Consider the following 25899-nt stretch of genomic DNA (forward strand, 5'->3'; position numbering starts at 1 on the left):
CCAGTGTTGTTGTTTTTATGTCTATCGATGTGAAGCGGCAAAGCAGATCAGTTCGCGGAGTGTTTCCATCCTCCGAAAGCAGGTTCAGCGAGACCCTTGACGCCGGGGTTCAGCGCGAACACGCCACCGGCCAGGGATTGCGGATCGTTGTCGTCTCCAGGACGGATCGAGGTCACGAAAAGGGTGTCCAGCTGGCTGCCGCCAAAGGCGCACATGGTCGGTTTTTTCACCGGCACTTCCAGGGAGCGGTCGAGACGTCCATCCGGCGTAAAGCGATGGATCAAGCCGGCGTCGTTGGCGCAGATCCAATAGCAACCATCGGCGTCGACTGCCGCGCCGTCCGGGCGACCGGCCAGGGGCATCATGTCGACGAACAGGCGGCGGTTGGATGGGGTGCCGCTGTCGATGTCGTAGTCGAAAGCCCAGATCTGCTGGATCAGCGGGTGTGAATCGGACAGGTACATCGTCCGGCCGTCGGGGCTGAAGCCCAGACCATTGGGCACGATGAAACCACTCAGTTGCGCCTCGACCGGGCTGCGTTGTCCGGCTTCATAACGGTACATCTTGCCTTCATCCGCATTGGCGCCCATGTTCAGCACCATGCTGCCGGCCCAGAAACGACCCTGGCGGTCGCAACGGCCATCGTTGAGGCGCATGTCGGCGCGGCTGTGCTCGACGTTTGCACAGAGCTCGCTGTCCAGGCTGCCGTCGTCATGTGGATGCAGGCGGAAGAAACCGCTTTCCATCCCCGCGATCCAGCCACCGTCCTGGTGACGGGCAATGCAGGCGAGCATTTCGGGGGCTTCCCAGCTTTGGATCTTTGCGCTGCTGGCGCTCCAGCGCTGCAGGCCGCCGCTGGGGATGTTCACCCAATACAAGGCGTTTTCCTCGGGCACCCACACAGGGCTTTCCCCGACGGCGTTGCGTGCGTCGACAATCAATTCGGCTTGCATGGTGATTCCTTGGTTCGTTTGTATCCCACGGACAACAGGCGGATCAGTCGAACGGGCCGGCGGCCACAAAGGCGCCACCTTGGTAGACCATGGCCGGATCATCGGCGGCCGGCATCGGTTGCGCTTCGACCTTGGCGCGGAAGATTTCCGAGGTGTCCTTGGGCTTGTAGCCCAGGTGCGCGGCGTGGCTGTTGTCCCACCAGACGTCACGGTTGGCGGAGACGCCATAGACGATGGTGTGGTCGACTTTGGGTGTGTAGAGCGAGCATTCGATCAGTTGGGTGAGGTCGTCGAAGCTCAGCCAGGTGCTCATCATCCGGCGGTTCTGCGGTTCCGGGAACGACGAGCCGATGCGGATGCTGACGGTTTCGATGCCGTAGCGATCGAAGTAGAAATTGGCGACGTCTTCGCCGTAGGACTTGGACAGGCCGTAGTAGCCATCCGGACGGCGAGCGCAGTGGGCGTCGAGGGTTTCGTCTTGTTTGTAGAAACCGATGACGTGGTTGGAACTGGCGAAAATCACGCGTTTGACACCGTGCTTACGCGCGGCTTCGTAGATGTGGAACACGCCGCTGATGTTGGCGCCGAGGATCTCCTCGAATGGACGCTCAACCGATACACCACCGAAATGCAGGATGGCATCGACACCTTCAACCAGTTGATGCACGGCCTGCTTATCCGACAGGTCGCACGGCACCACTTCCTCGCTTTCATCGATGGCCGGGGCCATGTTGGCAATGTCAGACAGGCGAATGTGGCGGGCATAAGGCTTGAGGCGTTCGCGCAAGACTTTACCAAGGCCGCCGGCGGCGCCGGTCAACAGCAGGCGATTGAAGGGATGGCGAATCTGTGTGGTGGTCATGGCATTACCTGAGCAAACAGTGAGAGGTACAGTTGTTATAAGTTGTCGTACGACCGAGAGGGAATATCCTTATCCTTCCGCTACCTTGTCAACGTTTGATCGACGAACCGCTCTGGGTCGGCATCCTTGCCGGGGCTCGCCATGGCGCTGGCAGGCGTTCATGGCAAGTGTTCCATGGGTCTTACAGGAGCGAAATCGGATAGCTGATGAAGATACGGTTCTCGTCGAATTCGTTGGTGCTGAAGTCGCGACGAATCGATGCGTTACGCCATTTCACGTTGAGACTCTTGAGTGCGCCGCTCTGCACGGTGTAGGCCAGTTCGGTTTCACGGCCCCATTCCTTGCCGTCATCGACCGTGGCGGTGTGAACGTTGTCACCGCTGATGTAGCGGTTCATCAGGGTCAGGCCCGGCACGCCGACGGCGGCGAAGTTGAAGTCGTGGCGCAGTTGCCAGGATTTTTCCTTGGCGTTGTCGTAGCTGGAGTTGTAGCTGTCGTTCGCCAGGGTGCCGCCGCTGGTGCCGTTGACGCGCATCCAGGCATCGTCGCCGCCGACTTTCTGCAGGCCGACGTAGAAGGTGTTGCCGCCGTATTTGGCGGAAAGCATGGCGAAGGCGGTTTTGTTGTCAAGGTCGCCGGCCAGTGCGCTGCCGTCTTCCTTGCCGGTGAAGTAACCGAGGTTGGCGCCCAGGGTCCAGTCGCCGATCGGCTGGCTGTGGGTCAGGTTGAAATATTGCTGTTGGTAGATGTCGGACAGTTCCGCGTACCAGACGCCGACCTGGGTGCGTTTTTCGTTGAAGGCGTATTCGCCGCCACCGAAGTTGAAACGGTCCGAGGTGAATGCACCGCGGCCGTTCATCGACATGTCTTCCATGCTCGCGTCGTTACGCGGGCTGTTGGCGCGGAACTGGCCGCCGTAGAGACTCAGGCCGTTGATTTCGGTGGAAGTCACCTGTCCGCCACGGAAGGTTTGCGGCAGGGAACGGCCGTCGTCGGAACGCAGGATCGGCAACACTGGCATCCACTCGCCGACTTTCAATTCGGTCTTCGAGACCTTGGCCTTCAGGGCGACGCCCAGGCGACCGAAGTCATCGGCCGGGCGGCCGTCGTCGTGCACCGGCAGCAGCTGGGTGCCGGCCGTGCCACGACCGCCGTCGAGCTTGACCGAGTACAGGCCCAGCACGTCAACGCCGAAACCGACGGTGCCCTGGGTGAAGCCGGACTTGGCGTCGAGGATGAAACTCTGGGTCCATTCCTCGGCTTTGCCCTGGGTGGCGTTGTCGTTGACGAAGTTGCGGTTGAAATAGGCGTTACGCAGGTTCAGCGTGGCTTTGGCATCATCGACAAAGCCTTCGGCACCAGCGGTCATGGGCATGAACAGCGCCAGACCGGTGCAGCCGAGCAGTGACAGCGCGGGCGTGGATTTGAGAAGGGTACGGCGGCTGGGGCGGTTACTGGACGAAAAACGGGCACGAGTGCTCACTCTGACGCTCCTACTTTTTGTTGTTTTTATTTGTCATACGTCGTCGTACAACATGGAGCGGATTATTTGTGGAGCGTTCCTCGTTGTCAACTGGCCATTACCGCAAATTTTCATCGAGAATGATCCGGCCATGGGCTATTTCAACGCTTTCGCCTAACAAAACGCAGGCAAGCGGGCCGTTGCGGTAAGGAAAAACGGTGCCCTCAGGATAGCGACGAGCGGCGCCGGTCATGCGATGACCGGCGTAAGACATTAGTCGAATGGCCTCGAAAAAAGCAGTGGGGGCGAGGGAGATTGCTCCCGCCGGGCTGCACAGCCGCCCCATCCCAGGCGACTCTGTACGGCGTATTCCGTTTACAGGGGAGGCTGCTGCGCAGCCAGCGGGAGCAAGCTCCCTCGCCACGCAAAAGCCCCGGGCACTTCTTGCACCTTCCCATCGTCGAACGGGAATTGACCCGTGGCAAACGAGCCGACATGTCCCTGCAAGGTCTCTGAATGGATCAATACACCCCACGCGCCTGGGAGCCCCACGAAAGGCCGACGCTGCCAGGCTCCCCGTCGACGCCACTGCATCCCACGCCCAAACGGCTCGCCTTTGCGCTGGTGGGCGTGCTGGTGGCGTTGACCGGGGGGTTGGGCAATTCGCTGGTGATCGCCAACTTGCCTTACTTGCAAGGGGCCCTCGGCGCCACCACCGCCGAGATGGCCTGGTTGCCCGCCGCCTACGTCATGACCAACGTCTCCATGAACCTGCTGCTGGTAAAGTTCCGCCAGCAGTTCGGCTTGCGCGCGTTCACCGAGGTGTTCCTGGCCCTGTACGCCCTGGTGACGTTCGGTCATCTGTTCGTCAACGACCTGAACTCGGCGATTGCCGTGCGGGCGGCCCATGGCATGGTCGGCGCTGCCCTCAGCTCCTTGGGCCTGTATTACATGGTCCAGGCTTTCCCGGCGAAGTGGCGGCTCAAGGCGCTAGTGCTGGGCCTGGGGACTTCGCAGCTGGCCTTGCCGATGGCCCGGTTGTTCTCCGAAGACCTGTTGCAAATTGCCGAGTGGCGGGGCCTCTACCTGTTCGAACTGGGGATGGCGCTGCTCTCGTTGGGTTGCGTGCTGCTGCTCAAGTTGCCACCGGGCGACCGCTTCAAGACGTTTGAAAAACTCGATTTCCTGACCTTCACGGTGCTTGCCAGCGGCGTCGCCTTGTTGTGCGCGGTGCTGTCGTTGGGGCGCATCGATTGGTGGCTGGAGGCGCCATGGATCGGCGTGGCCTCGGCGCTGTCCATCGTGTTGATCCTGGCGGGCCTGGCGATCGAGCATAACCGCAGCAACCCGATGCTGATGACGCGCTGGCTGGGCAGTGGGGTGATGATCCGCCTGGCCCTGGCGGTGATCCTGATTCGCATGGTGACTTCGGAACAATCCACTGGAGCGGTGGGGTTTCTGCAAGCGCTGAACATGAGCAGCCAACAGATGCACAGCCTTTATGTGGTGATGCTGGTCGGCAGCATCGCCGGGCTGGTGACCAGTGCCTTGACGATCAACCCGGCGCACCTGTTCATGCCCCTGATCATCTCCCTCGCGTTGATGGCGACAGGTTCGGTCATGGACAGCTACTCGAACAACCTGAGCCGCCCGCAGAACATGTATTTCAGTCAGTTTCTGCTGGCGTTTGGCAGTACGTTTTTCCTGGGGCCGACGATGATTCTCGGCGTGCGCAATGTACTGACCAACCCGCGCAATCTGGTGAGTTTTTCCGTGTTGTTCGGGATTTGCCAGAACCTCGGTGGCCTGGTGGGGGCCGCGGTGCTCGGTACCTTCCAAGTGGTGCGCGAGAAATTTCATTCCAGCCACCTCGTGGAAAACATCAACCTGTTCGACCCTCGCGTGGCCGCGCGGGTGGACAGCGGTGGCTCGGCGGTGGGTTCGCTGATCGCCGATCCGGGCCTGCGGCACCTGCAAGGCATTCGCAGCCTTGCCGCGGCCGCCACCCGCGAAGCCAACGTGCTGGCCTACAACGATGTGTTCATGCTGATCGCGGTGATCGCCGTGCTGACCATGATCTGGATCTCCCTCCGCGCCCTGTGGCTGATGACTACCACCCAGCACGTCGCCACAGCGCCTGCCCCTTCGACACAACCAAGCGGTGCCACTTCTTCATGACCGAGCCGACCTCCACGACCACCAACGCCATCGCCGATACGCCTGAGGACCAGGCGCCACCCGCCGTTCCAGCGACAAAACCGCGTTCCCTGCGGATAAGAGTTGTTTCATCCCTGGGGTTCGCGGCGGTGGCGATCGTCGGTGTGCTGGTGGTGCTTTATGCCTGGCAATTGCCGCCGTTCGGTAGCGCCGTGGAAACCACAGAAAATGCCTTGGTGCGCGGGCAAGTGACGATCATCGGGCCGCAGTTGAGCGGCTACGTGCATGAGGTGCCGGTGCAGGATTTTCAGTTCGTGAAGGCTGGCGATCTGTTGGTGCGGCTCGACGACCGCATCTATCGACAACGTCTCGACCAGGCACTGGCGGAACTGGCCGTGCAGCAAGCGGCCCTCGCCAACGTCGTGCAGCAACGCAACAGCGCCGAAGCCACCATCAAGCTGCGCCAGGCCGCGCTGGCGGACAGCCAGGCCCAGGCACGAAAAAACGCCGCCGACCTGCGCCGCAACGAGGAACTGATCAAAGACGGTTCGGTGTCCCAGCGTGAGCTGGACCTGAGCCGCGCGGCCAGCGCACAAACCCAAGCCGCCGTGGCGCAAGCCCAGGCCAGCCTGGAAATCGCCCGCCAGGATTTGCAAACGGTGGTCGTCAACCGTGGCTCCCTCGAAGCCGCCGTCGCCAGTGCCGAGGCGACGGTGCAACTGGCGCGCATCGACCTGTCCAACACCCGAGTCGTGGCGCCCCGGGACGGTCAGTTGGGGCAGATCGGCGTACGCCTCGGGGCCTACGTCAACTCCGGTGCACAGCTGATGGCCCTGGTCCCGAACCAGAAATGGGTGATCGCCAACCTCAAGGAAACCCAGATGGATAAGGTGCGTGTTGGCCAGCCGGCAAGTTTCACCGTGGATGCCCTCGGCCATCGCCGATTCCATGGGCATGTCGAACGGATCTCCCCGGCCACCGGTTCTGAGTTCAGCCTGTTGCAGGCCGACAACGCCACGGGCAACTTCGTCAAGATCGCCCAGCGCGTGCCGGTTCGCATCACAGTCGATCCAGGCCAGCCGGAAAGCGAACGCCTGCGGCCGGGAATGTCGGTGGTGGTGAGTATCGATACGGCGGGTAATGCAGAAAAAACAGAATAATTGTGGGAGCGAGCCTGCTCGCGATGGCGGTACCCCAGGCTATGAAGATGCTGGATATGCCGGCCTCTTCGCGAGCAGGCTCGCTCCCACAAGGGTATGTGGATTATGTGAGTTCTATGGCTGCCAAAAATCCAATGTGGATTATGTAAGTTCTGTGGCTACCAAAAATCCAATGTGGGAGCGAGCCTGCTCGCGATGGCGGCACCCCAGGCGATGAAGATGCTGGATGTGCCGGCTTCTTCGCGAGCAGGCTCGCTCCCACAAGAACCCGGTGCAATCTTGAATTCAGTGCCTGGCGCTCATCTCACGACGTAGACCTTGCGCACGTAGACGCTGCTTTTCCAGGCGCAAGGGGCGTCCAAGGGAACGAACACTGTATCGCCGGTGCCGACGATCAGCTCGGTGCCGTCGGCCAGTTGCAAGGTGACGCTGCCTTCGAGCAGGTGCATCAGTTCATGCAGCTTGTGCGGCCGTGACTTGCGTGTGTAGGGGGTTGAATCCCAGATGCCGATGCGCAGGTTCGTCGCTTGCTCGACGAACAGGTTGTGCGAGCGGCATTGCGGCGCCGGGCTGAGCAGGATCTCTTCGTCGGGCGCCGCGGAGGGTGCAAGCAAGGTCGGCGCGGGCAGGGCGGTGAGTCCCGGTTGATTGGCCTCGACGGATTGGGTATCGGCACAAAAGGCCCACAGCGAAGCCGGTTGCGCATCAATTTCGAGGGCGGTGCCACGGGCTATCACAGCGCTTTCGCCCGGATTGAGCCGCAGCGTTTGCGCCTGGCTGCGCAGCGTGACCGCCCCGGCATGGACGACGATCGTTTCGCTGAACGGATACTCCTCGACGCTGATTCGTCCGCCGGCCCGGACCACGCCGGCGGCCATGCCATCAACCCCAGCGTAGGCAATGAGCCGGTCGAAGGGGTCGTTGGCACCCAATGAACCTGGCTTGAATGAGGTGGAGGCGGGGCTGCCATCGGCGCGCGCCAACAGCATTGCAGTGGGCTCAAGCATGAAACATTGCTCCGGAATTAACGGCATGGAATGAAGAGTCTGTCAGCCGATGGCCTGGGTCACCGGTGCGAATTGGCGCACGCCACCACTGGCCTGGGGCGCAGTGCCTTGTGCCATCTGGGCGACGGTGTCGACGTGCTTGAGGCCAATCTCTTCGAGCCAGGGCCCCAAGCCGCAGTCGGCGGGAATATCGATGCGCACGAACGCCTCCGGCACGTGGGCCAGCAATGCCGCGACCAGGTGCCGGGCCTGCGTGGCGTCCTGGGCGATGACCGGGCCGATGCAGCGTCCGCGTCCGTAAGGGCGAAGCAGGGCGAAGGCGCGCAACTGGCCGTCCTGCTCGATGCCCACGCCTTGTTCAACGACATCGAACAGATCGTTCAGCACGGCCTCGCGATCCAGGCCGCTGCCAAGGTTGGCCAGCCTGATCAACTCGGCCCGATCGGCCGGTGCCAGCGCACGGCAGCGTTGGCCGTTGCCCAGGGCCGGCGGGACAGGTGACGATGTGTGCCCTTGATGTTGCTGGATCTGCCCGAACTCAACGAAGCCCTGGCTGGCGTATAGAGGCGTGCCGGCCAACGTCGCATTGAGAACGGCGGTCCGCGAACCGCAAGCCTCGATCGCCAACTCCATCAATTTGCGACCAATGCCCCGGCCCTGGTATTCATCGTCGACAATAACCAGGCCGATGGTGGCGTAGTTGCCCTGGGCGCAGGAGAACGCAGTGCCGATCAAGCGATCCCCATCCAGTGCGACGAAACCTTGGGCGAGCCGCTGCAACATGGCCCAATCCTCCAGGCGATGGGGCCATTTCAGCTGCACGGACAAGGCATGCGCCGAGGGAACATCAGCGTCGGTCATGGCGCGATAAACGTAAGCAGGGCGTTGCGAAATGGACATGGCGGGTCCCCTGGAAATTGACGTGGAGCCGGACGCAATTGTCCGTGCAGAATGGTTGTATCTCACCTGTCGCCTGGGCTGACAATAGCCGCCAGTGAATTCGGCAGCTTCGATAAGCCGCAGCGGTGCCGGCCGAATTTCTTGCCCCAACGGGGCGTCAGCCCAGCAGGAAATACCGAGCCGATTTGCGCGATAGCCATGTCAATAATTGCGCTCGCGATCCACCAAGCCCAGCATCGATTCGCCCCGCTGGTGCCGTCGAATGTTCTCCAGCAGTCCGTCAAAGGCTGTCTCCGGCTGGGTCATCGCCGCGATATGAGGCGTCAGCAGGATCTGCGGGTGGTTCCAGAAAGGATGCCCGGGATCGGCCGGTTCCTGCCTCAGCACGTCGAGCACTGCCGCGCTCAGTTGCCCGCTGGCGAGTGCGTCGAGCAAGTCCGCCTCGACGAGGTGACCCCCCCGGCCCATGTTGATCAAGGCTGCCCCCTTGGGCAGATGCTCCAATAGCTGGCGGTTGAGGATGCCTTGGGTCTGTTCGGTGAGCGGCAGCACGCACAGGAGGATGTCGCACTGGCTGAGGAAAGCGGGCAATTGCTCGGCGCCGGCGTGACAGGTCACGCCATCGATGTGATGTTCGCTACGGGCCCACCCCGACAAGGCAAAGCCGAATGGCTTCAAGGTGGCGAGTATCTGTCGCGCCTGCAGACCAAGACCCATGACACCCACCCGACGTTGCCGGGCCGGCACCAGGCGATGCGCCTGCCAGCGACGTTCGGCCTGTTGCTGGCGGTAGCGCATCATGTCTCGATGAAGGCTGAGCACGGCGAAACTGGCGTATTCGCACATGCCCTGGCTGATGCCTGGATCCAGCAGCCGCACCACGGGCAGCGTGGATGGCAAACGTGCGAGGTCGAGTTGGTCGACGCCGGCCGAGAGGGCGAACAGCACCTCAAGGTTGGGCAGCAGCGTCTCGAGGTCATCCGGCGCCTGCCAGGCGGCGAGGTAGCGGATATCCCGAGGATCGCCGATGTCTGGCCAGGCCCGCCATTGGATGTCGGGTGCCTGTTCGGCGAACAGGCGTCGCCACTGTTCGCCGCGTATCGGGTCAGCTTTATAGAGCAGGGCCATGGACAGTTCTCGCGTCAGATTCCAGAGTGTTCAGCATGCCTGAATGGCGAAGCAGGATCTGTCGAAAGGCATGCGCAGGGGGGCACGAGGCGGTGCTGTAGCGCGCCCATGGCGGCAGAATCGTTGGGGCGCGAGGCCGTTGGCGGATTCTGCTGTTTGCCGGGGTGTAAACAGTCGATCCGGATTTCTCAACGAGCAAGTTCGGCGTAGACCGTTGCGTCGAACGCTTAACCTGTGAACACACCGCAGCCGCTTCCTGGTTGCGCGGCTCACGATGGGAAATGCCAATGAACAGTAAAGTCGAAGAAACCCCGAGTCTGCTCCGTCAGCGTGATCAATTCGTGCCCCGTGGGCTGGTGACCGCGCACCCGTTGGTGATCGATCGGGCCCAGGGTTCGGAGTTATGGGACGTGGACGGTAAGCGCTACCTGGACTTCGTCGGTGGCATCGGTGTGCTCAACATCGGCCACAACCACCCGAAAGTCGTCGCGGCGGTGCAGGCTCAATTGCAGAAAGTCTCCCATGCCTGTTTCCAGGTCGTGGCCTATAAGCCGTATCTGGATCTGGCTCAGCGCCTGTGTGAAATGATCGGCGGCCAGCACGACTATAAGGCAGCGTTTTTTACCTCCGGCGCCGAAGCCGTGGAAAACGCCGTGAAAATCGCCCGTGCCCACACTAACCGCTCGGCAGTTATTGCCTTTCGTGGCGGCTTCCATGGCCGGACGTTGCTTGGCACCACCCTGACCGGCATGAGCCAGCCCTATAAACAGAACTTCGGGCCGTTCGCGCCGGAAGTCTTCCACACGCCTTATCCAAACGCGTATCGAGGCGTCACCGGCGAAATGGCCCTCCAAGCGCTGGACGAGCTGCTGGCAACCCAAGTGGCGCCCGAGCGAGTGGCAGCGATCATCATCGAACCGGTGCAAGGTGACGGCGGTTTCCTCTCGGCGCCCACCGAGTTTCTCCAGGGCCTGCGCGCGCTGACGGACAAACACGGGATTGTACTGATCCTCGATGAAATCCAGACCGGCTTCGGACGTACCGGCAAATGGTTCGGTTTCCAGCATGCCGGCATCCAGCCAGACCTGGTCACCGTCGCCAAGAGCCTGGCCGGTGGCTTGCCACTGTCGGGCGTGGTCGGCAAGGCCGCGATCATGGATGCGCCGCTGCCCGGTGGCCTGGGCGGCACCTATGGCGGCAACGCGTTGTCGTGCGCGGCGGCGCTGGCGGTGATCGACGCCTACGAGCAGGAACAGCTTTTGGCCCGCGGCGAGGCGTTGGGCGAACGGTTGCGCCAGGGCCTGTTGGCGTTGCAAACGCGCTATCCGTGCATTGGCGATGTGCGGGGCAAGGGTTTCATGCTGGCGATCGAGCTGATCAAGCAGGACGATGCGCGTACGCCGGATGCGGAGCTCAACCAGCGGCTGATCGACGAAGCCCGTGCCGGTGGGCTGCTGGTGATCAAGTGCGGGGTGTACCGCAACGTCCTGCGTTTCCTCGCGCCGCTGGTGACCACCGAAGCGCAGATCGACGAAGCGTTGCAGATTCTCGAAGGCGCCTTGGCACGGGTCTGTGCCGTTTAGGGAGCGTTGATCGATGGGACATCATCGGAGGCTTACAGATGAAGCTGACTGAATACCAGGCGTTGCTGATCGACTGCGATGAGGTCCTGGTGGATCGTGATTCAGGTGTCTGGGCGGCCTTGCAGCCGTTGTTGGAAAACCATGCCGGACCATTGGACAAAGCCGCGCTGCTCGCCGATTTCAACGAGGTGCTGCAATCCCTGTATCCGCGCTTCGGCGAGTTGGGCTTCAGTGGCCTGCTGTGTTTCGCCCACCGTCAACTGGCCGAGCGCTGGAAGGTCAAGGCCAGTTGGGAGGAGGGCATTAGCTTCGCCCGCTCGGCCGCGGGCTGGACGCTGTTCGAGGACGCACCGGGAGCGATGCTTTACCTGCGCAAGTTCTATCGGTTGTTGGTATTGGGCGACCGCGACGCCGAGGACCGTGGCGTGTTGTGCGAGCGCCTGGGCATCGAGCCGGAGGATTTCATTTCGCTGGCGAGCGCGCCGCTGCAGGATCGTGACTGGCTGGACGCCAATGGGCTGGACGCGGCGGCGATCCTTCACGTGACCCGCCCTGGCACAGGGTCGCGGGCGGTTGGGGCGGTGTGCCTGATCTGTCGCGACCTCGACACCTCCCCGGCACCCTGCGCGGCGGACTACTGCATCAACAGCATGGCGGACCTGGTGGCTCAGCATCAGCTGTCTTTACGGCGCTGATTTTGTTAGAAGATTGTCTTACAAACGGCAGGCGAGGGGTATGCGATGGAAGGTTTAGCGAAACTGGACCGGATCGACATCAGCATTTTGGTCGAGCTTCAGAAAGACGGTCGCATGACCAACGTCAGCCTGGCCGACGCTGTGGGGCTGTCAGCCAGCCCATGTCTGCAACGGGTCAAGCGCCTGGAGTCGGCGGGGTATATCTCCAGCTACAAGGCCCATCTCAATCTTGCCAAGATCACCGATTCGGTGACGGTGTTCACCGAAGTCACCCTGAGCGACCACAAGCGTGAGGACTTCGCCAAGTTCGAGTCCAATATTCGCCTCGTCGATGAAGTGCTCGAATGCCACTTGATCAGTGGCGGCTACGATTACCTGGTCCGTTTCATGACCCGCAGCATCCAGGATTACCAGGACGTGATGGAAAGCCTGCTGGACAAGAACATCGGCATCTCCAAGTACTTCAGCTACATCGTCATCAAGTCGCCGGTTCGCAAGGATGAGATTCCGTTGCGCAAACTGTTGCGGCATTGAAGGCGTTCGTCCAGAACCACTGGCCTTTGTCTGCGGTCACTGCCAGGTAACCCTCGCTGATGGAGGACCTGGACATGGACCTGGCCGAGCAATACCGCAACTACATCGCCTGCCTCAATGCCCGTCACTGGCAAGACCTGGGCAGCTTCGTCGACGACAGCGTGCACTACAACGGAGCCCCGGTGGGCCTGGCGGGTTATCGGGCGATGCTGGAAAACGATGTGGGCACGATCGCGGACTTGCGTTTCAATATCGACCTGCTGGTGGTCGAACCGCCGAATGTCGCGAGTCGTTTGCTTTTTGATTGCTCGCCGCGCGGACGTTTCCTCGGATTGGACACCCACGGTCGGCGGATTCGATTTTCCGAGAACGTGTTTTATACCTTCGAGCAGGGCAAGATCGTTCGGGTGTGGTCGGTGATCGATAAGGCGGCGGTGGAGGCGGCGCTGCAACGCCAAAGCCCTTTCGAAGAAGGGCCTTGAGCAAAATCATGTGGGAGCGAGCAGGCTCGCTCCACAGGGGTTACCGTCCAGGGCGACCCGAGCCTCATTCCTTGAGGAAAGTCAGCAGGTCCTGATTGAGACGGTCCTTGTGTGTCTCGGTCAGCCCGTGCGGCGCACCGGGATAGACGAGCAACCGGGCACCCTTGATCAGCGCTGCCGAGGCGCGGCCTGCAGCGTCGATGGGCACGATCTGGTCATCGTCGCCGTGGATCACCAGCGTCGGCACGTCGAATTTCTTCAAGTCGCCACGGAAGTCGGTCGCCGAGAATGCCGCGATCGAGTCATAGGTGTTCTTGCTGCCGCCCTGCATGCCTTGAACCCAGAACGATTGGATCAGGCCTTGGGATGGCTTGGCGCCTTTGCGGTTGTAGCCGTAGAACGGACCGGACGCGATGTCCAGGTACAGTTGCGAGCGGTTCTCCAGGGAGGCCTTGCGCAGGCCGTCGAAGACTTCGAGCGGCAAGCCGCCGGGGTTGGTATCCGTCTTGAGCATCAGCGGTGGAACCGAGGACACCAGCACGGCTTTTTTCACCCGGGCTGTGCCATGGCGACCGATGTACCGAGCCACTTCACCGCCCCCCGTCGAGAAACCGACCAGGGTGACATTCTTCAGGTCCAGCGCTTCGATGACCGCCGCGAGGTCGTCGGCGTAGTGATCCATGTCGTTGCCTTCCCAAGGTTGGCTGGACCGCCCATGACCGCGGCGGTCATGGGCGATCACGCGGTAGCCCTTGGACGCGAGGAACATCATCTGTCCTTCCCAGCTGTCGGAATCCAGCGGCCAGCCGTGGCTGAAGGTGACGACCTGGCCATTGCGCGGGCCCCAATCCTTGTAATACAGCTGGACGCCATCTTTGGTGGTGATGTAGCTGGCGGACTGCACCACGCTGCCGATTGCCGAGGCGCTGGCGCCGGCCTGGACAGGTGTCGCCGCTTCGGCGCCGAGGGTGGCCAGGGCCAGGGTTGCGACAGCCAGGGTGCGGTTGATTGTGTTCATCGTTTCTCTCTCCATAAGGGACGGTTTGATCTGCCGAGATCGTCGTCGATCCCGTTGGTGGGCAGATTAGAGAGGGCGCAGCGGAACGAGAACGGCGCTGGCGTCGATAGCAACTATGGGGATTTCAGATACCCGTGTTCTGCTTCCTGGGTGTGCAGGGTTTTGTGGCAAGGTAGCTCCCTGCCACAAAACAGCAGGATCAGTATTTGTAGACGATGCCCAGCCTGCCCATGATTTCCAACGCATTGGCCAGGCCCAGACCGTTCATCGGCAGGCATGCAAACGCTTGGTACTCGTCGAAATGCGTGCCGATGGCCAACAGCTTAAGATCGTGGATTTCCAGTCGTGCATTGAAATACTGGAGCAGCGCCCGCTCCCAATCGTCGGCGTGATTGACTGCATCGACGACTGTGCCGTCGGGCGTGGGGATTTCAATGCCCCGTTCGCGCAGGGGGGCGAGGGCGTTGATGGCGTAGACGCCAGACAACGACCATTCCTTCCACTCGAACTCAGCCATCCGATGCGTGCTGACAAGGGCCGATTGCAGCTGAGTCCACGCCCAGTCCCATTGGCCGGTAGCCGCCGGCATGTTTTCGATCAGCGCTTGCGCGTGCGTCTCGTCGAACAGGCAGTCGAACAGGTCCGCCAGCGTATCGGCCGGATCCAGTGGTGGCGTTTGCCCCTGAGTGTCCAGGTCATGACTCAGACGCTGCCACAGACTGCCCAATTCCAGCCAATCGTCCTCGTCCATGGCATCGTCGATCACCTGGGCCTTGTGGCCTCGGTGGTAGTTATCCAGCCGCGTCTTGCGCACACGTACCGCGCCCTCGGCCAGGTCGGCCTTATAGCTGCTGTGGTCCAGGTAGTTGGTCTGGAAAACGATGCGGTCCACGAATATGTCGTGGACGAGGCTTTCCTCTGCGTCGAAATAGGCCGCGCCTTCGAGTGTGCCGTGGGCGGTGATGACGCGTTGAAGCGACAGGGGGTCAATGGGGTTCAAAGAATCAGCTCTCAGGGGAAACGGTCGAGTCCGGTCCGGCTTCAGCCGCCATTTTCAGTCGGTCGGCTTTGCTGATGTATCGGTCTTTGCTTTTCGGTGCCAGCTTGGCACTGGCTTTTTTGGCGTTGGCCTTGAGCAACTGGTTTATTTTCTTGCGACGATTCATGTTGTTTCACTTGGGCGCGTAAGAGGCTGGGGGTCGATCATACCGCCAGTCGAATAAGTTATCGCCGAAAGTGTAGCGCTGATTTTGAACCCTGCATCAACGCACCCGGCTGCGACTCTGCACCGAAAGATCCAGCGCCTTTTGCATGTCCAGCCGTGCCGAACGCCCTACGTCCTTGTCGTTGAGCTGGTAATTGCGCTCCGACGGCAGGATGGGTGCGGTGAGGTCTTCGCCGTCCATTTGTTCGAAGTCGTGATTGTCGCCAATGGTCATGGCGCTGCGTCGCAGGAGCATGCGCAGCTGTTCGGGGTGAAGTTGCGGGTTGATCGACAGCATCGCTGCCAGCAGGCCGGTGACCATGGGTGTGGCGTACGATGTGCCGCAATGCACCGGGCCATCCTCGCCGGCATTGGGCGTCGAGGCGTGGGTGCACGCGGCGGCGGTGATGTCGACGCGCATGTCGATATTCGAGGAGTTGCGCTTGACCGCGTAGCCTGGGTCATCGACGGCGACGCCGGCCCGTTCGCTGCGCTGGTGTCCGCCGACCACCAATAACTGTTCGGTAATGAACGAGGAGGGCAGGCGGTATTCATCGGTGCCGGAAAATGACGACCCATTGCCAGCGGAGTTCACCACCACCACGTCGGGATGTTCCTTGCGCAGCCACAGGAAAAACTCTTCCAGCAGTTCTTCGTAGCCGCTCATGGCAATACCCGAACGCAGCAGCGAATCGACGTCATCGCCCTTGACGTCTTTCGCTCCCACGCGGTGGATGCCCCAGCTCCAGTTCAGCACACGGACGCCATCCTCGACGAGGTTCACCGAGGCGGCGATGTTGGCTGTGATCCCTGCGTCCGAATTTCGCTCGACGATCACTTCGAAGCCGCCGCTCGCCTTGTCCAGGCCCCGCAGCAAACCGGTGTTGCCACCATCGTTCCAGCGCGCGGCGAGAATGCCGGCGACGGTCGTGCCATGGTTGTCGGGTTTGTTCGCATCACGGGCGTACACGCAGGTGCGCGGCATGGAGCAGGGGCCAAGATAGTCGGCAAAATCCGACGTGTCGAAATCCACGTCACGCTCGATCAAGCCGATGCGCACCGGCTGCGGTTGGATCGGCGCCTGCTGCCCGGGGATGCGCCGCTGGTAGTAATGCACCGCGTCGAGAAAGCGATTCGCGGCCCATTCATCGGAGCCCTGGGCCGGTTTCTTGGGCTCTTCGGGCTGGGTGGGCGCTTGCTCGGTTTCTTCGGCCCCGGACTCTTCGATCACTACGGCATCGACGCTGGTTTCGCCGCCCAGGCGCAGCACCAACGCGTCGCGCTGCATCAGGTCCCTGGCCGGCAGGCGCAATTGATACACGTTGAGCGGCGCGATGCTGCCGACCACCCTGGCCCCGTACTTGTTGGCGAGACGTTCCGCCTCCTGGCGGCCATCGTGGCTTTCCTCGATCAACACGCTGACCAGATCCACATAGGTGGTCAGGCCGTCCATGTTCTTGGTCACCTCATCCGGCCCGGCCGCGACGACATGACTGCTGCGCAGGGTCAACCAGACGGCATTGCTGGCGCGCGGACCGTCTTCCAGCCAGAGCGGCCCGCTTTGGTAGTCGGCCTTGTCCAAATGCAGACGCAGGCGTTGGCCGTCACGCTGGACCCTGTCAGCGGGAATCGCTTTTTCACCGAGCTTCAGTTGCGGCGTTGCTTCACCCAGCCCTCGCGCGGTCAAGCACCACTCCTGGCGCTCGATTTCGAGCAAGTCGCCGCAGCGCTTCAGGCTTTCCAGGCGCAACGGCTCTTGCGCCATTGCAGACGTGCCCGCAGACAACGCGATCAAGGTGACGAGGACAGCGGATCGTAAGGGCATGGGTGAGGTTTCTTTGCCGGGGTTTGCTGTTCCGACCGCTGTGTCGATGGCTTCGTTCAGGCAATGGCGCCAGCCGTCATCAAAATTGAACAACCGAACCCGCGCCGAAATCCGATCCATAGGCAACTGAAAAACGGGGAACCCTATGTCTCGTCCACCCATGATCGGAATCATCGCCTGTTCAGGCAAGGTCGGCCCACACACCGTCCAGCTCAGCAACGACAAATACGCACAAGCCGTCGCGACCGCCGCCGAGGCACTGCCGGTGATCCTTCCGGTGGTTGCGTCACTGATCGATCCGGCTGACGTCATCGCTGGCCTGGACGGGCTGCTTTTCACCGGCTCGCCTTCCAATATCGAACCCCATCACTACGGCGGCCCACCCAGCCCGCCTGGCACCGAGCACGACCCGGCCCGGGATAACCTGGCGCTGCCGCTCTGGCGCGCCGCTGTCGAGGCCGGTCTTCCGGTGCTTGGCATCTGTCGCGGCTTCCAGGAAATGAATGTCGCTTTTGGCGGCACGCTCCATCAACAACTCAACGGCCCCGGCGCCGAGCACGAGCCGCCGAGCAACGAGCCGGTCCAGGACCAATACGCCCGCAACCATGCACTGACCGTGCGACCGGGCGGGGTGTTGGCGCGGTTGGGGCTCAAGGAACAGATCGAAGTCAACTCCGTCCACGGCCAGGGCATCGCACGGGTGGGGCAGGGTTTGCGCATCGAAGCCGTGGCGGAGGATGGCCTGGTGGAGGGGCTTTCGGTGGAGGGCAGCCGGGCGTTTGCGTTGGGGGTGCAATGGCACCCGGAATGGGAAGTGACGGAGCATCCGGATTATCGGGCGATCTTTCGCGCGTTCGGAGAGGCGTGCAGGCAGCGGGCGAGCTAACCCGGTTCGTGACACAGACGCAGATCTTGTTGCCTTGCCGGCCCACACCGTCTGAGGAAAACGGAACGGGCAATACGAGAAGCGTCTGACAGCGCCGCATGAGTCCCTTGCGATAGCGTCCGTCCTGAATTTTCAGGATGAGAATCGCGATTCGTGACGCGCCCAAACAATCTGCCAAAAGTCAAAAATCCACGTTCCGGCGAAGGGGGTTCGGCCGGTTTATGTGGTTTTGAGCATCCGCCGAAAGGGTCTGGCCGAGGCGGGCCACGACTATCATCCTGCTCCGAAGACACATGAAATTACGGGCTTCTCTGATCTGAAGAAAGGCAAGAAGAAAACTCCGGTGCAAGGAGGCGGAGGCTTAAGAGATCGCTGGCTCGACGCCAAAGGCCGGACCATTTACGGGTGAGAAAACGGGACAGATCTATTTTGACTTCAACCGCCCCTCGATCGCCACTCGCACGCAGCCCCAGGCGATGACGCCGATGATCAGCAACTCTGCCAGGCCGATAATCAAGTGGAATGAAAAGGCCACGGGCTGTTCGGTCCAGTAGAAAATCGTCGGGCGAGTGCTGCCGATGCGTATCCGTCCGGTAAACAGCGACGGCGTCCATGCGATCAGACGGGTCAGCTCCAGCACAATCAGGAAAGCGCCAATCAAGGCGATCAGGGCGCGTGCGGGGATGCCTAGTTGTTCGGTCGACTCAGCCGAAGGCGTGAGCGCCTTCGCTTTGCGTTGCCTGGCGATCTTCGCCGGCGTTGGAGTAGGCCTGTAGGGCACTTTCGAAACGTCCGTCGAACCGACAGCAACCTCCGTGGGCATCGGTACCTGCAGGTAGTCGCTCAGCTCACGCAGCCACCGCTCGGTGCGTTCACTGCCCGGCACCACCGCAACGTTGTCACTTGTCAGGCGGTGGGTGGCGCCATCGCGCATCACCAGCCACAGTTGGGTGTTGGCTGGTTTGGCCTGTTGATGGCGGCGGAGCTCGAGGTGCTTGACGGCGTCGAACCTAAACACCGAATGCACCCGTTCGCGGCGTGCAAAGAAGTTCCGGGTACGGCGCTTGCCTTCACCGTCGATACGCGACAACAGCAAGGTTTCGCGGGTGCCGGTGTAAAGCATCAGCGCCAAGCCTAGGGCAGGAATCAGCAGCAGCCCGAGCACGAGCAGGAGTGAGGCCAATGGATCCATGCCTGTCGGCGACAAGTCGGCATCTGTGATTGCGAGCACGGCCGCCACTGGAAAAATGAAAGTCATCGCGCTTGTCAGCAGCACGAATCCGCCCTGCACCCAATTGATTGAGTGGATATGCAGGTCATCCCGCGCGGTACGCTCGAATCGATATCCGATCAACATGCAGACCTCCTGGCGCACCACTTTCAAGACCGCTTCAAGTTGCGAACAGCCGTTGGCCATGGCTGTTTTCTAGCCGCGCAGAATACCTCTTTCGGCGGGTTCTCGGCATGCTTGATGGTCTGTGCGCGTAGGCATAACCACCGCCGACCTGCCAGTTTTCGGTCGATCCGGAACACCGCCAGGCAGGCATTCGGAATGAATTGGGGCCTAAGTCAAACGCCAAAACGCCCGATACGGCGTATCGGGCGTTTGGGTGGGGATGTCCATCTGTCCTAAAAACTGCCTCCCTCGATGTGGTAGACCTTCGGTTCATCCGAAAAATATTCCTCCAATCCCATCATGAATATCCGATGGTCTTCACTCTCTTCGAAACCCGGCGTGTGATCTTCAAGTGACTGCCATCTCACGATCAGGTTGAATTGTTCAGGGGTTTCAATCCCGGGCGCCAGCAAGTGACCGCCGTATCCCTTTGCACGGGTGAGCAGAGGAGCGACCTCGGCAAACGCACGTCGGAACATTTCAATGCGGTCCTTGTGAACGGGGAGCAGGGCGATCTCGTAAATCATGGCGTACCTCGAAATGACATGAACGGTTAAAAAGTACGGGCTTATGAGATGAGCGATGGCTCAACGGCGATCGCGATTTTTCCTAGAACGCCGTTGTTGGGACTTTCCAGCCGTGCATGGGCGAGCGGGATGTCGGCAAGGGAATAGACGGCGCCAACGTGTGGCCGCAACTGACCTCGTGCTATCAATGCACTCAACTCATCGAGTTTGCCTCGGTTCTGCCTTGTGAAAACGAAGTGATAACTCGCGTTCTTGCCCCAGGCCTGAACCAGGTTTTGCGGTTGTGCAATGTCCACGATGCTGACTACGCGACCAAGCTGTGCAAGTGTGTCGGGGCTGCGTGACAGTGCATTGCCGCCGATGGTGTCAAACACGACGTCAACGCCACGGCCTTCTGTTTCTCGCATGATGGCCTCGACGTAGTCCTCCTTCTCGTAATCAATGACGACATCGGCCCCCATACTGCGCGCGAACTCGAAGTTCACCTCGCGCACGGTCGTGTATACCCGTGCTCCGATGGCTTTCGCCAACTGGATCGCCACGTGACCGACACCTCCCGCGCCGCCGTGTATCAGAATGCTTTCTCCCACTCTGAGCGACGCACGCACGACCAGTGCTTCCCACGCCGTCCCGCCAACCAATGTCAGGCTCGCCGCCTCAAGGTGGCTTAGCAAGGGAGGCTTTTTGCCGATGATGCTCTCAGCAGCTACGTGGTACTCGGCGTAACTTCCTGGGCCATCGAATATTTGCGGGGTGTACCAGACCTCGTCTCCGGGAGCGAAGGCTGTCACGCCCGGCCCAACTGCTTCGACAACGCCCGAAATGTCGTGTCCGGTGATGGCCGGCAGTGGCACCAGGTCCGGATAGTCGCCGCGTCGGACCTGGTAATCCAAGGGATTGATGGAGGTGGCATGCACCCGGACCAGGACTTGCCCTGCATGCGGCACGGGTTTGGGCACATCGCGAAGTTCAAACGATTCCGCCCCGCCAAATGATTTCAATACCATCGCTTTCATAATGACACCTCATATCTATAAAAAGGGATATCGAGATATCTCGATATTTTACGGCAAAAAATTAGAGCTCTTTCCCTATGATTTCAGCAAGGGTGCTGATGGCCGCTTCATTACGCTTGTAGTAAGTCCACTGACCGATGCGCCTGACTTCCACCAGGCCCACTCGTTGCAGCGTCGCAAGATAACCAGACACCGTGGACTGGGACAATCCGATGCCTTCCTGGATACTGCTGACGCAAACGCCCACCGTGAGAACGTCACCTTCATCCTGCGGAGGGAAGTTCTTTGTCGGGTCCTTCAGGCCTTTCAAGATTTGAAGGCGTGTAGGGTTCGATAGGGCTTTAAATACTTCGATCAATTCCATGGAGTGGATAATATCGAGATTTACCGATATGTCAATACGATTTTCAATGAATCCTTTGGGCGGTAGAGAACTCCGCGCTTTGGGTCACCCCCAGCACAATCCCTGCGCTTTGAACGTTTCAAGCGCCGCCACCGCGCCGGCATCGAGAAAGGGGCAGGTTTATTGATTAAATAAACCTGCCCCTTTTCGCTTAAAATTCCAGCGAAGCACCGTCCTCCGGAATGTCTACACGCCCCTCAATCCCTTGCTTCTTAACATAGGCGCGCAGTTCTTCACGAGTGAGGGACATATGGTTGATCGCGTCCATGTGCACCGCGACAATGTGTGCGTTTTTCGCGGCTTTTGAGGCGCGAAGCACATCATCTTCACCCATGATGATCGAACCTTCGAATCCCGCCATTTTTGCTTTGCCGGCGTTGAGCACGATTACTTCCGGACGGTACTGGTTGATGGCCTGGTCTACCTCGTTACGCCAAATCGTGTCACCGGCAAGGTAGAGAGTCTTATAGCCTGGCGCCTGGAAAACCACGCCCATGGCTTCACCCAGAGGTTTTGCGAGCGCTGGCACGGCATACATTTCGTCAGTGCCATGCTGACCGCCGGTCTTGGTGATTTTGACGCCGCCGAATTCCGCTTCGTCAGTTAGTACGCGTACGTTCTTGAAACCTTGGGAACGAATCAGTTGCGCATCTGCTTCATGTTGAGCGAACAACGAAATGTCTTTAGGCAGCGCTTTTTGTGCGGCATCGTCCCAATGGTCCAGGTGTGTATGGGTGACGATGACGGCGTCGACCCCGGCGATAACCTTCTCCGGCGATTGCGTGAGATCAACCAAGGGGTTGCGAAGGTTGCTTCGATAGGTGTTTTCAAAACCCGGATAGGCGCCTTTTTTTGCCAGCATCGGATCGATCAGGAAGGTGGTGTCACCGAAGGTGATTTTTACCGTCGCGTTGCGGACCTGCTGCAAATCCAGTTTATGAGGGGCGCCAGGCGCCTTGGGAGTAGTTGAACCGGCGAACGAAGGGGTAGCGGCCACGGCGCAAGCAATGCTGAGGGCAAGCTGTAACGTTCTGAGTTTCATAAAAATCATTCCTGTTGTTTACCACGAGGGGTCCATTCTTGCCGAATGTCTCGGGGGTCAACAGTGGCCCGAACGACACATTTCGATATAATCGGGCCAACTGATCAACGTTGTTCACCTTGAGCCCTACGGGGCGAACCGAGGCTGCCCCCATGCTCTCCGTACGCGTTGCTGTTTTAGCTTTCGAAGGCGTCAGCCTTTTCCACCTTTCGGTGCCGGGAATGGTATTGGGAACCGCCCAGCCTGCGCCCGATGGGCCTCGGTATGAAATCAATTACTGCGCAGAAGTGCCCGGAATGGTCGGTACCGACCAAGACATTGGGTTGTCGGTAAGCCTCGGCCTGGAGCTGATGGAAACCTGCGACGTCATCATCATCCCGGCGTGGGGCGATCAATCCCTGATTGCATCGCCCCAGCTCGTGGAAGCGCTGCAGCTGGCCAACACGCAAGGCAAGCTCATTGTGGGATTGTGTTTGGGGGCATTCGTCCTCGGCGATGCCGGGCTGCTCGATGGAAAGGAAGCCACTACCCACTGGGCTGCCCGTGACCAGTTTGCGCAACGTTTTCCCAAGGTTCGATTCAAACCCGAGGTGCTTTACGTCCGTGCCGATAACATCGTGACGTCCGCGGGCACCGTAGCGGCAATCGATTGTTGCTTGCACCTGGTGCGCGAGCGCCTCGGTGCGGACGTGGCGAATCGCACCGCGAAAATGCTGGTGACGCCACCTCACAGGCCGGGAGGCCAGGCGCAGTATGTTGAACACCCAGTGCCAGCATTCGCTGGCGAGACTCACTTATCCGACGTCCTGACATGGGCCCGAATGAATCTGTCCAGTGACCTGTCTCTCGACGCTCTGGCAGACACGGCGAAGATGAGCAGGCGAACGTTTACCCGTCGGTTCAAGGAGGCGACGGGCACAACCGTGTCCAAATGGTTAACTGCTGAACGGGTGGCCAGAGCGCAGGCATTGCTGGAAACGACTGAGTTGCCCATCGAATGCATCGCAGGGGAGGTGGGGTTTGGGACGTCATTGTCGTTGAGGCAGCACTTTGGCGCGCATCTGGGGACGTCGCCTTCTGATTATCGGAAGATGTTTTGTCTTGGGGTGGGGCGCAAGCGTTGATGGAGATGTATCTTTCGATGGTCTTGCTCACCCCCAACGCGTTCCCAACACAATCCCCTGCGCCTTGAACCCCTCAAGGGCCGCGACCCCCACCGGCATCAACTCACGCACCGTCACTCCTGCCGCCTCGGCCAACGCAACCAGATGCTCCCGCCCGCTGCGCCTATGCTCCGTCAGCGAAACCAGCAGCGCATAAGCCATTGGCGCAAGGCGTGAAAACGTCACGTGCCCACCACGGCGCTGAAGCAGGACCAACGTCGGGGCCGTTGGTTTGTCGATGGGCCGATGATCCGGCCCGATGTCGCACACCGGCCATTCATAGGCGTGTGCCCACGCGAGTTCCGACATCACGGGCGTGCCTTCAACCAGATTGCCGTGGGGATTGTGTGCGGGCTCCACCGCATCATTCAGCAACAGGGCGCTTTCGCTCCATTCGTGTTGCGCCAGCTCGGGCAGCCAGGCGGGGTGGTTCTGCGAGCTGGCACGTTGTTCCAGATAGCTGACAAACTCCCCGCCCAGCTGCGTGAACAGTGGCGTCTGGCAACGGTAGTTCGCGTAGAAATCGTGGACCAGCCATCGCCAGTCAGCGGCTGGCAGGGTTTGGTGGATGACCGGGAAGCTGGCGGCCAGCAGCGATTCGATGCTGCCGATGAACAGTTGCCGGTAGACGGCCAGGCGTCGGGTTTCAATTCCCGGCGGTGGTGGGTTTTGAGGATTGCGGACGTAATTGGCCATGCAGTTGAGTTGGTCGAGCAGTTGTTCAGGCATGGCGGGCCTCCGGTGTTGCCGGGCAAGCGAGTTTTTGAAGGTGTTTGATCTGCCCGACTTCAGCGAGCAGTTCCGACAAGGGTGGGAAGTTGTAGTCGCGTTCCAGCAGGGTTGGTACCGAGCCGAATCGTTGATACGCCTGGTGTAGCAGCGTCCAGACGTCTTGCTTGACGGCCGAGCCGTGGGTGTCGATTTTCAAATCCTCGGCTTCGTCAAAATGGCCTGCGACGTGCAGGTAGGTGACGCGTTGGGCCGGGATGGCGGCGAGGAACTTCTCGGCGTCGTAACGGTGATTGATCGCGTTGACGTAGAGGTTGTTGACGTCCAGCAGCAGGTCGCAGTCGGCTTCCTGTAGCACGGCGGTGATGAAGTCGATCTCGCTCATGGCCTGGAAGGGCGCGGCGTAGTAGGAGATGTTTTCCACCGCGATGCGCTGGCCCAATACGTCCTGAGCCTGACGAATGCGGGCGGCGACGTGATGGACGGCTTCTTCGGTAAAGGGGATCGGCAAGAGGTCGTAGAGGTGACCGCTGTCGGAGCAGTAACTCAGGTGTTCGCTGTAGAGCGCCACGGCGTAGCGATCGAGGAAGCGGCGAGTACCACGCAGCAGTTCAATGTCGAGGGGCTGCAGACCGCCGAGGGACAGGGACAGGCCGTGGCAGGTGATGGGGTGACGTGCGGCGAGTTGGTCGAGTTGTTCGGCGTAGACGCCGCCGACACCGATCCAGTTGTCCGGGGCGCACTCAAGGAAATCCACGGCGCTTGGGGCCATTTCCAGTAGGTCGCTTAGCAGGGCACGGCGCAGGCCGAGCCCGGCGCCGGAGGGTGAAGTGAACGTGCTCATCGCGCTTCTCCAGGGGATGGCCAAACCCTCCCGGCCTGGGCGGCCAGGAGGGAGGAGCGAAGGGGGATTTACTCCTTGGCCTGGCTCATATGGATGAACAGCTCGGTCGGTACTTTCTTGCCATTGGCTGTGTATTGGCCGGTGCGGTATTTGTAGGTTTCCGCCTCGGACAGGTAGCCGTCGTGGTTACTGTCAATCTTTTCGAACTCGGCTTGCTGGGTCGGCGCGACGGTGAGGAATTCCTTCAGCGACACACGGGCGTCGTCGTCAGTGTCGGTACGAGCGAAGGACGCGTCGCCACATTTGCCTTCACCGCACTTGCCTTCTGCCGCGGTGACTTTTTTGCCCGATTCGGCGGCACCGCATTTGCCTTCACCACACTTGCCTTCAGCCTGTGTGGCCTTTTTGGCCGATTCGGCAGCGCCACATTTGCCTTCACCGCATTTGCCTTCGGAGGTCTTTTCAGCCGAAGCCAATTGATAACCCTGGGCCAGGGCGTCAACGGCGAAAGCGGACTGGGCCAGGCCCAAACCGCCGGACAAAGCCAGGGCGGCGAGGGCGAGGCGAGCGGAGTTCGAATTTTTTGTACGCGTCATGAGATTTCTCCAGATAAGAGCTGTGTGGCCCCTGGCAAGCGTTGCGCGGGGCGTGTGCCGTGGCGGTGTCACGTTGCTTGCCCGGTGCTCGGCACGTCGGGTCGAAGCAAGGCGGGACTGGCCTGTTCGGACGGGGCCATTTGGCGCTTGTCGTGTATCTGGGATGTGTCATGCGGCGGTGTGTTTGTATTGCTGTGTGTCGTGGATACAGAGCGCTGCGAACCTTTTTCCGCTGATCCGTATTTTTCGCTTACAGGTGCGTCTGTAACGGTCTCAGTTCTCGTCCCACAATTCGATCGTGCCGCAATGGCTCTATTGGGAGAAAGC

General features: G+C 60.6%; 27 protein-coding genes. 9 read left to right on the forward strand and 18 right to left on the reverse strand.

Annotation, left to right across the window (positions count from 1 at the left end):
* Window positions 1–47: 47 nt before the first annotated feature.
* From M1D68_RS10220 to M1D68_RS10230, 3 genes are all read right to left on the reverse strand, one after another.
* Entirely contained in the window at window positions 48–953 is a 906-nt protein-coding gene (locus tag M1D68_RS10220) for an SMP-30/gluconolactonase/LRE family protein (RefSeq protein WP_434675006.1), read from the reverse strand.
* Window positions 954–996: 43 nt separating this feature from the next.
* The gene (locus tag M1D68_RS10225) at window positions 997–1815 is read right to left on the reverse strand and encodes an NAD-dependent epimerase/dehydratase family protein (protein WP_420764460.1); all 819 of its coding nucleotides are present in this window, start codon (window positions 1813–1815) and stop codon (window positions 997–999) included.
* A gap of 181 nt (window positions 1816–1996) precedes the next feature.
* A complete protein-coding gene (locus M1D68_RS10230; RefSeq protein ID WP_434563553.1) occupies window positions 1997–3298 on the reverse strand; it encodes an OprD family porin in 1302 nt (433 codons plus the stop codon).
* A 495-nt stretch (window positions 3299–3793) separates the two neighbouring features.
* Here M1D68_RS10230 and M1D68_RS10235 point away from each other — a divergent pair, with 495 nt between their 5' ends.
* Together M1D68_RS10235 and M1D68_RS10240 are read left to right on the forward strand one after the other, a co-directional pair.
* A complete protein-coding gene (locus M1D68_RS10235) occupies window positions 3794–5455 on the forward strand; it encodes an MFS transporter (RefSeq protein WP_434563555.1) in 1662 nt (553 codons plus the stop codon).
* Window positions 5452–6594 (forward strand): HlyD family secretion protein, encoded by a 1143-nt coding sequence (locus M1D68_RS10240; RefSeq protein ID WP_457970207.1) that lies wholly within the window; start codon window positions 5452–5454, stop codon window positions 6592–6594. Before M1D68_RS10235 ends, M1D68_RS10240 begins: the two co-directional genes overlap by 4 nt.
* A gap of 299 nt (window positions 6595–6893) precedes the next feature.
* Here M1D68_RS10240 and M1D68_RS10245 read toward each other — a convergent pair whose 3' ends face one another.
* The 3 genes from M1D68_RS10245 to M1D68_RS10255 form a co-directional block, all read right to left on the reverse strand.
* Window positions 6894–7601, reverse strand: coding sequence for a cupin domain-containing protein (locus M1D68_RS10245; RefSeq protein WP_434563559.1), 708 nt, complete (start codon window positions 7599–7601; stop codon window positions 6894–6896).
* A 42-nt stretch (window positions 7602–7643) separates the two neighbouring features.
* A complete protein-coding gene (locus tag M1D68_RS10250; protein ID WP_434563561.1) occupies window positions 7644–8501 on the reverse strand; it encodes a GNAT family N-acetyltransferase in 858 nt (285 codons plus the stop codon).
* Between the two features lie 201 nt (window positions 8502–8702).
* Entirely contained in the window at window positions 8703–9629 is a 927-nt protein-coding gene (locus M1D68_RS10255; protein WP_457970209.1) for a 2-hydroxyacid dehydrogenase, read from the reverse strand.
* A gap of 287 nt (window positions 9630–9916) precedes the next feature.
* On the opposite strand from M1D68_RS10255, the gene gabT reads away from it, so the two are divergent.
* The 4 genes from gabT (at window position 9917) to M1D68_RS10275 (ending at window position 12923) form a co-directional block, all read left to right on the forward strand.
* A complete protein-coding gene (gene gabT, locus M1D68_RS10260; protein WP_420767672.1) occupies window positions 9917–11212 on the forward strand; it encodes a 4-aminobutyrate--2-oxoglutarate transaminase in 1296 nt (431 codons plus the stop codon).
* Between the two features lie 38 nt (window positions 11213–11250).
* Entirely contained in the window at window positions 11251–11907 is a 657-nt protein-coding gene (locus tag M1D68_RS10265) for an HAD family hydrolase (RefSeq protein WP_457970211.1), read from the forward strand.
* A 45-nt stretch (window positions 11908–11952) separates the two neighbouring features.
* Window positions 11953–12441 (forward strand): Lrp/AsnC family transcriptional regulator, encoded by a 489-nt coding sequence (locus tag M1D68_RS10270; RefSeq protein ID WP_420767674.1) that lies wholly within the window; start codon window positions 11953–11955, stop codon window positions 12439–12441.
* A gap of 74 nt (window positions 12442–12515) precedes the next feature.
* Window positions 12516–12923, forward strand: coding sequence for an ester cyclase (locus M1D68_RS10275; protein WP_457970699.1), 408 nt, complete (start codon window positions 12516–12518; stop codon window positions 12921–12923).
* 64 nt (window positions 12924–12987) lie between these two features.
* Here M1D68_RS10275 and M1D68_RS10280 read toward each other — a convergent pair whose 3' ends face one another.
* The 4 genes from M1D68_RS10280 to M1D68_RS10295 form a co-directional block, all read right to left on the reverse strand.
* Entirely contained in the window at window positions 12988–13941 is a 954-nt protein-coding gene (locus M1D68_RS10280; RefSeq protein WP_434610909.1) for an alpha/beta fold hydrolase, read from the reverse strand.
* 199 nt (window positions 13942–14140) lie between these two features.
* Window positions 14141–14941 carry a DUF6630 family protein gene (locus M1D68_RS10285; protein WP_457970213.1) on the reverse strand — a complete coding sequence of 267 codons (801 nt, stop codon included), beginning with the start codon at window positions 14939–14941 and terminating at the stop codon, window positions 14141–14143.
* Window positions 14942–14945: 4 nt separating this feature from the next.
* A complete protein-coding gene (locus M1D68_RS10290; protein ID WP_420767676.1) occupies window positions 14946–15107 on the reverse strand; it encodes a DUF2986 domain-containing protein in 162 nt (53 codons plus the stop codon).
* Window positions 15108–15203: 96 nt separating this feature from the next.
* Entirely contained in the window at window positions 15204–16970 is a 1767-nt protein-coding gene (locus M1D68_RS10295; RefSeq protein ID WP_457970215.1) for a S8/S53 family peptidase, read from the reverse strand.
* A gap of 145 nt (window positions 16971–17115) precedes the next feature.
* On the opposite strand from M1D68_RS10295, the gene M1D68_RS10300 reads away from it, so the two are divergent.
* Together M1D68_RS10300 and M1D68_RS10305 are read left to right on the forward strand one after the other, a co-directional pair.
* Entirely contained in the window at window positions 17116–17856 is a 741-nt protein-coding gene (locus M1D68_RS10300) for a gamma-glutamyl-gamma-aminobutyrate hydrolase family protein (RefSeq protein ID WP_420767678.1), read from the forward strand.
* Window positions 17857–18079: 223 nt separating this feature from the next.
* On the forward strand, window positions 18080–18265 hold the full coding sequence (locus M1D68_RS10305) for a colicin E3/pyocin S6 family cytotoxin (protein ID WP_457970217.1): 186 nt from the start codon (window positions 18080–18082) through the stop codon (window positions 18263–18265).
* A gap of 15 nt (window positions 18266–18280) precedes the next feature.
* Here M1D68_RS10305 and M1D68_RS10310 read toward each other — a convergent pair whose 3' ends face one another.
* The 5 genes from M1D68_RS10310 to M1D68_RS10330 form a co-directional block, all read right to left on the reverse strand.
* Window positions 18281–19213 carry a hypothetical protein gene (locus tag M1D68_RS10310; RefSeq protein ID WP_457970219.1) on the reverse strand — a complete coding sequence of 311 codons (933 nt, stop codon included), beginning with the start codon at window positions 19211–19213 and terminating at the stop codon, window positions 18281–18283.
* Window positions 19214–19485: 272 nt separating this feature from the next.
* The gene (locus tag M1D68_RS10315; RefSeq protein WP_420767681.1) at window positions 19486–19779 is read right to left on the reverse strand and encodes an antibiotic biosynthesis monooxygenase family protein; all 294 of its coding nucleotides are present in this window, start codon (window positions 19777–19779) and stop codon (window positions 19486–19488) included.
* Window positions 19780–19820: 41 nt separating this feature from the next.
* Window positions 19821–20795, reverse strand: a complete 975-nt coding sequence (locus tag M1D68_RS10320; RefSeq protein WP_457970221.1) for a zinc-dependent alcohol dehydrogenase family protein — start codon at window positions 20793–20795, stop codon at window positions 19821–19823.
* 61 nt (window positions 20796–20856) lie between these two features.
* Window positions 20857–21159: an ArsR/SmtB family transcription factor gene (locus M1D68_RS10325; RefSeq protein WP_434563579.1), complete on the reverse strand. Its 303-nt coding sequence runs from the start codon at window positions 21157–21159 to the stop codon at window positions 20857–20859.
* Window positions 21160–21349: 190 nt separating this feature from the next.
* Window positions 21350–22240, reverse strand: a complete 891-nt coding sequence (locus tag M1D68_RS10330) for an MBL fold metallo-hydrolase (protein ID WP_457970223.1) — start codon at window positions 22238–22240, stop codon at window positions 21350–21352.
* 152 nt (window positions 22241–22392) lie between these two features.
* Between M1D68_RS10330 and M1D68_RS10335 the strand changes: the two genes are divergently transcribed.
* Entirely contained in the window at window positions 22393–23364 is a 972-nt protein-coding gene (locus M1D68_RS10335; RefSeq protein WP_434610928.1) for a GlxA family transcriptional regulator, read from the forward strand.
* A gap of 27 nt (window positions 23365–23391) precedes the next feature.
* On the opposite strand, the gene M1D68_RS10340 is transcribed toward M1D68_RS10335, so the two are convergent.
* From M1D68_RS10340 to M1D68_RS10350, 3 genes are all read right to left on the reverse strand, one after another.
* On the reverse strand, window positions 23392–24132 hold the full coding sequence (locus M1D68_RS10340; RefSeq protein WP_457970225.1) for an HvfC family RiPP maturation protein: 741 nt from the start codon (window positions 24130–24132) through the stop codon (window positions 23392–23394).
* Window positions 24125–24976, reverse strand: coding sequence for an HvfB family MNIO-type RiPP peptide maturase (locus M1D68_RS10345; RefSeq protein WP_457970227.1), 852 nt, complete (start codon window positions 24974–24976; stop codon window positions 24125–24127). The genes M1D68_RS10340 and M1D68_RS10345 overlap by 8 nt, the downstream gene beginning before the upstream one ends.
* Window positions 24977–25044: 68 nt before the next feature.
* Window positions 25045–25572, reverse strand: a complete 528-nt coding sequence (locus M1D68_RS10350; protein ID WP_434610936.1) for an HvfA family oxazolone/thioamide-modified RiPP metallophore — start codon at window positions 25570–25572, stop codon at window positions 25045–25047.
* Between the last annotated feature and the right edge of the window lie 327 nt (window positions 25573–25899).

The organism is Pseudomonas sp. R4-84 (assembly GCF_054130985.1).

What these genes read in the sequence shown, in the direction of transcription:
- M1D68_RS10220 (WP_434675006.1), bottom strand. Translation starts at nt 953, where the DNA reads ATGCAAGCCGAATTGATTGTCGACGCACGCAACGCCGTCGGGGAAAGC.
- M1D68_RS10225 (WP_420764460.1), bottom strand. Translation starts at nt 1,815, where the DNA reads ATGACCACCACACAGATTCGCCATCCCTTCAATCGCCTGCTGTTGACC.
- M1D68_RS10235 (WP_434563555.1), top strand. Translation starts at nt 3,794, where the DNA reads ATGGATCAATACACCCCACGCGCCTGGGAGCCCCACGAAAGGCCGACG.
- M1D68_RS10240 (WP_457970207.1), top strand. Translation starts at nt 5,452, where the DNA reads ATGACCGAGCCGACCTCCACGACCACCAACGCCATCGCCGATACGCCT.
- M1D68_RS10245 (WP_434563559.1), bottom strand. Translation starts at nt 7,601, where the DNA reads ATGCTTGAGCCCACTGCAATGCTGTTGGCGCGCGCCGATGGCAGCCCC.
- M1D68_RS10250 (WP_434563561.1), bottom strand. Translation starts at nt 8,501, where the DNA reads ATGTCCATTTCGCAACGCCCTGCTTACGTTTATCGCGCCATGACCGAC.
- M1D68_RS10255 (WP_457970209.1), bottom strand. Translation starts at nt 9,629, where the DNA reads ATGGCCCTGCTCTATAAAGCTGACCCGATACGCGGCGAACAGTGGCGA.
- gabT (WP_420767672.1), top strand. Translation starts at nt 9,917, where the DNA reads ATGAACAGTAAAGTCGAAGAAACCCCGAGTCTGCTCCGTCAGCGTGAT.
- M1D68_RS10265 (WP_457970211.1), top strand. Translation starts at nt 11,251, where the DNA reads ATGAAGCTGACTGAATACCAGGCGTTGCTGATCGACTGCGATGAGGTC.
- M1D68_RS10270 (WP_420767674.1), top strand. Translation starts at nt 11,953, where the DNA reads ATGGAAGGTTTAGCGAAACTGGACCGGATCGACATCAGCATTTTGGTC.
- M1D68_RS10275 (WP_457970699.1), top strand. Translation starts at nt 12,516, where the DNA reads ATGGACCTGGCCGAGCAATACCGCAACTACATCGCCTGCCTCAATGCC.
- M1D68_RS10280 (WP_434610909.1), bottom strand. Translation starts at nt 13,941, where the DNA reads ATGAACACAATCAACCGCACCCTGGCTGTCGCAACCCTGGCCCTGGCC.
- M1D68_RS10290 (WP_420767676.1), bottom strand. Translation starts at nt 15,107, where the DNA reads ATGAATCGTCGCAAGAAAATAAACCAGTTGCTCAAGGCCAACGCCAAA.
- M1D68_RS10295 (WP_457970215.1), bottom strand. Translation starts at nt 16,970, where the DNA reads ATGCCCTTACGATCCGCTGTCCTCGTCACCTTGATCGCGTTGTCTGCG.
- M1D68_RS10300 (WP_420767678.1), top strand. Translation starts at nt 17,116, where the DNA reads ATGTCTCGTCCACCCATGATCGGAATCATCGCCTGTTCAGGCAAGGTC.
- M1D68_RS10310 (WP_457970219.1), bottom strand. Translation starts at nt 19,213, where the DNA reads ATGTTGATCGGATATCGATTCGAGCGTACCGCGCGGGATGACCTGCAT.
- M1D68_RS10315 (WP_420767681.1), bottom strand. Translation starts at nt 19,779, where the DNA reads ATGATTTACGAGATCGCCCTGCTCCCCGTTCACAAGGACCGCATTGAA.
- M1D68_RS10320 (WP_457970221.1), bottom strand. Translation starts at nt 20,795, where the DNA reads ATGAAAGCGATGGTATTGAAATCATTTGGCGGGGCGGAATCGTTTGAA.
- M1D68_RS10325 (WP_434563579.1), bottom strand. Translation starts at nt 21,159, where the DNA reads ATGGAATTGATCGAAGTATTTAAAGCCCTATCGAACCCTACACGCCTT.
- M1D68_RS10330 (WP_457970223.1), bottom strand. Translation starts at nt 22,240, where the DNA reads ATGAAACTCAGAACGTTACAGCTTGCCCTCAGCATTGCTTGCGCCGTG.
- M1D68_RS10335 (WP_434610928.1), top strand. Translation starts at nt 22,393, where the DNA reads ATGCTCTCCGTACGCGTTGCTGTTTTAGCTTTCGAAGGCGTCAGCCTT.
- M1D68_RS10340 (WP_457970225.1), bottom strand. Translation starts at nt 24,132, where the DNA reads ATGCCTGAACAACTGCTCGACCAACTCAACTGCATGGCCAATTACGTC.
- M1D68_RS10345 (WP_457970227.1), bottom strand. Translation starts at nt 24,976, where the DNA reads ATGAGCACGTTCACTTCACCCTCCGGCGCCGGGCTCGGCCTGCGCCGT.
- M1D68_RS10350 (WP_434610936.1), bottom strand. Translation starts at nt 25,572, where the DNA reads ATGACGCGTACAAAAAATTCGAACTCCGCTCGCCTCGCCCTCGCCGCC.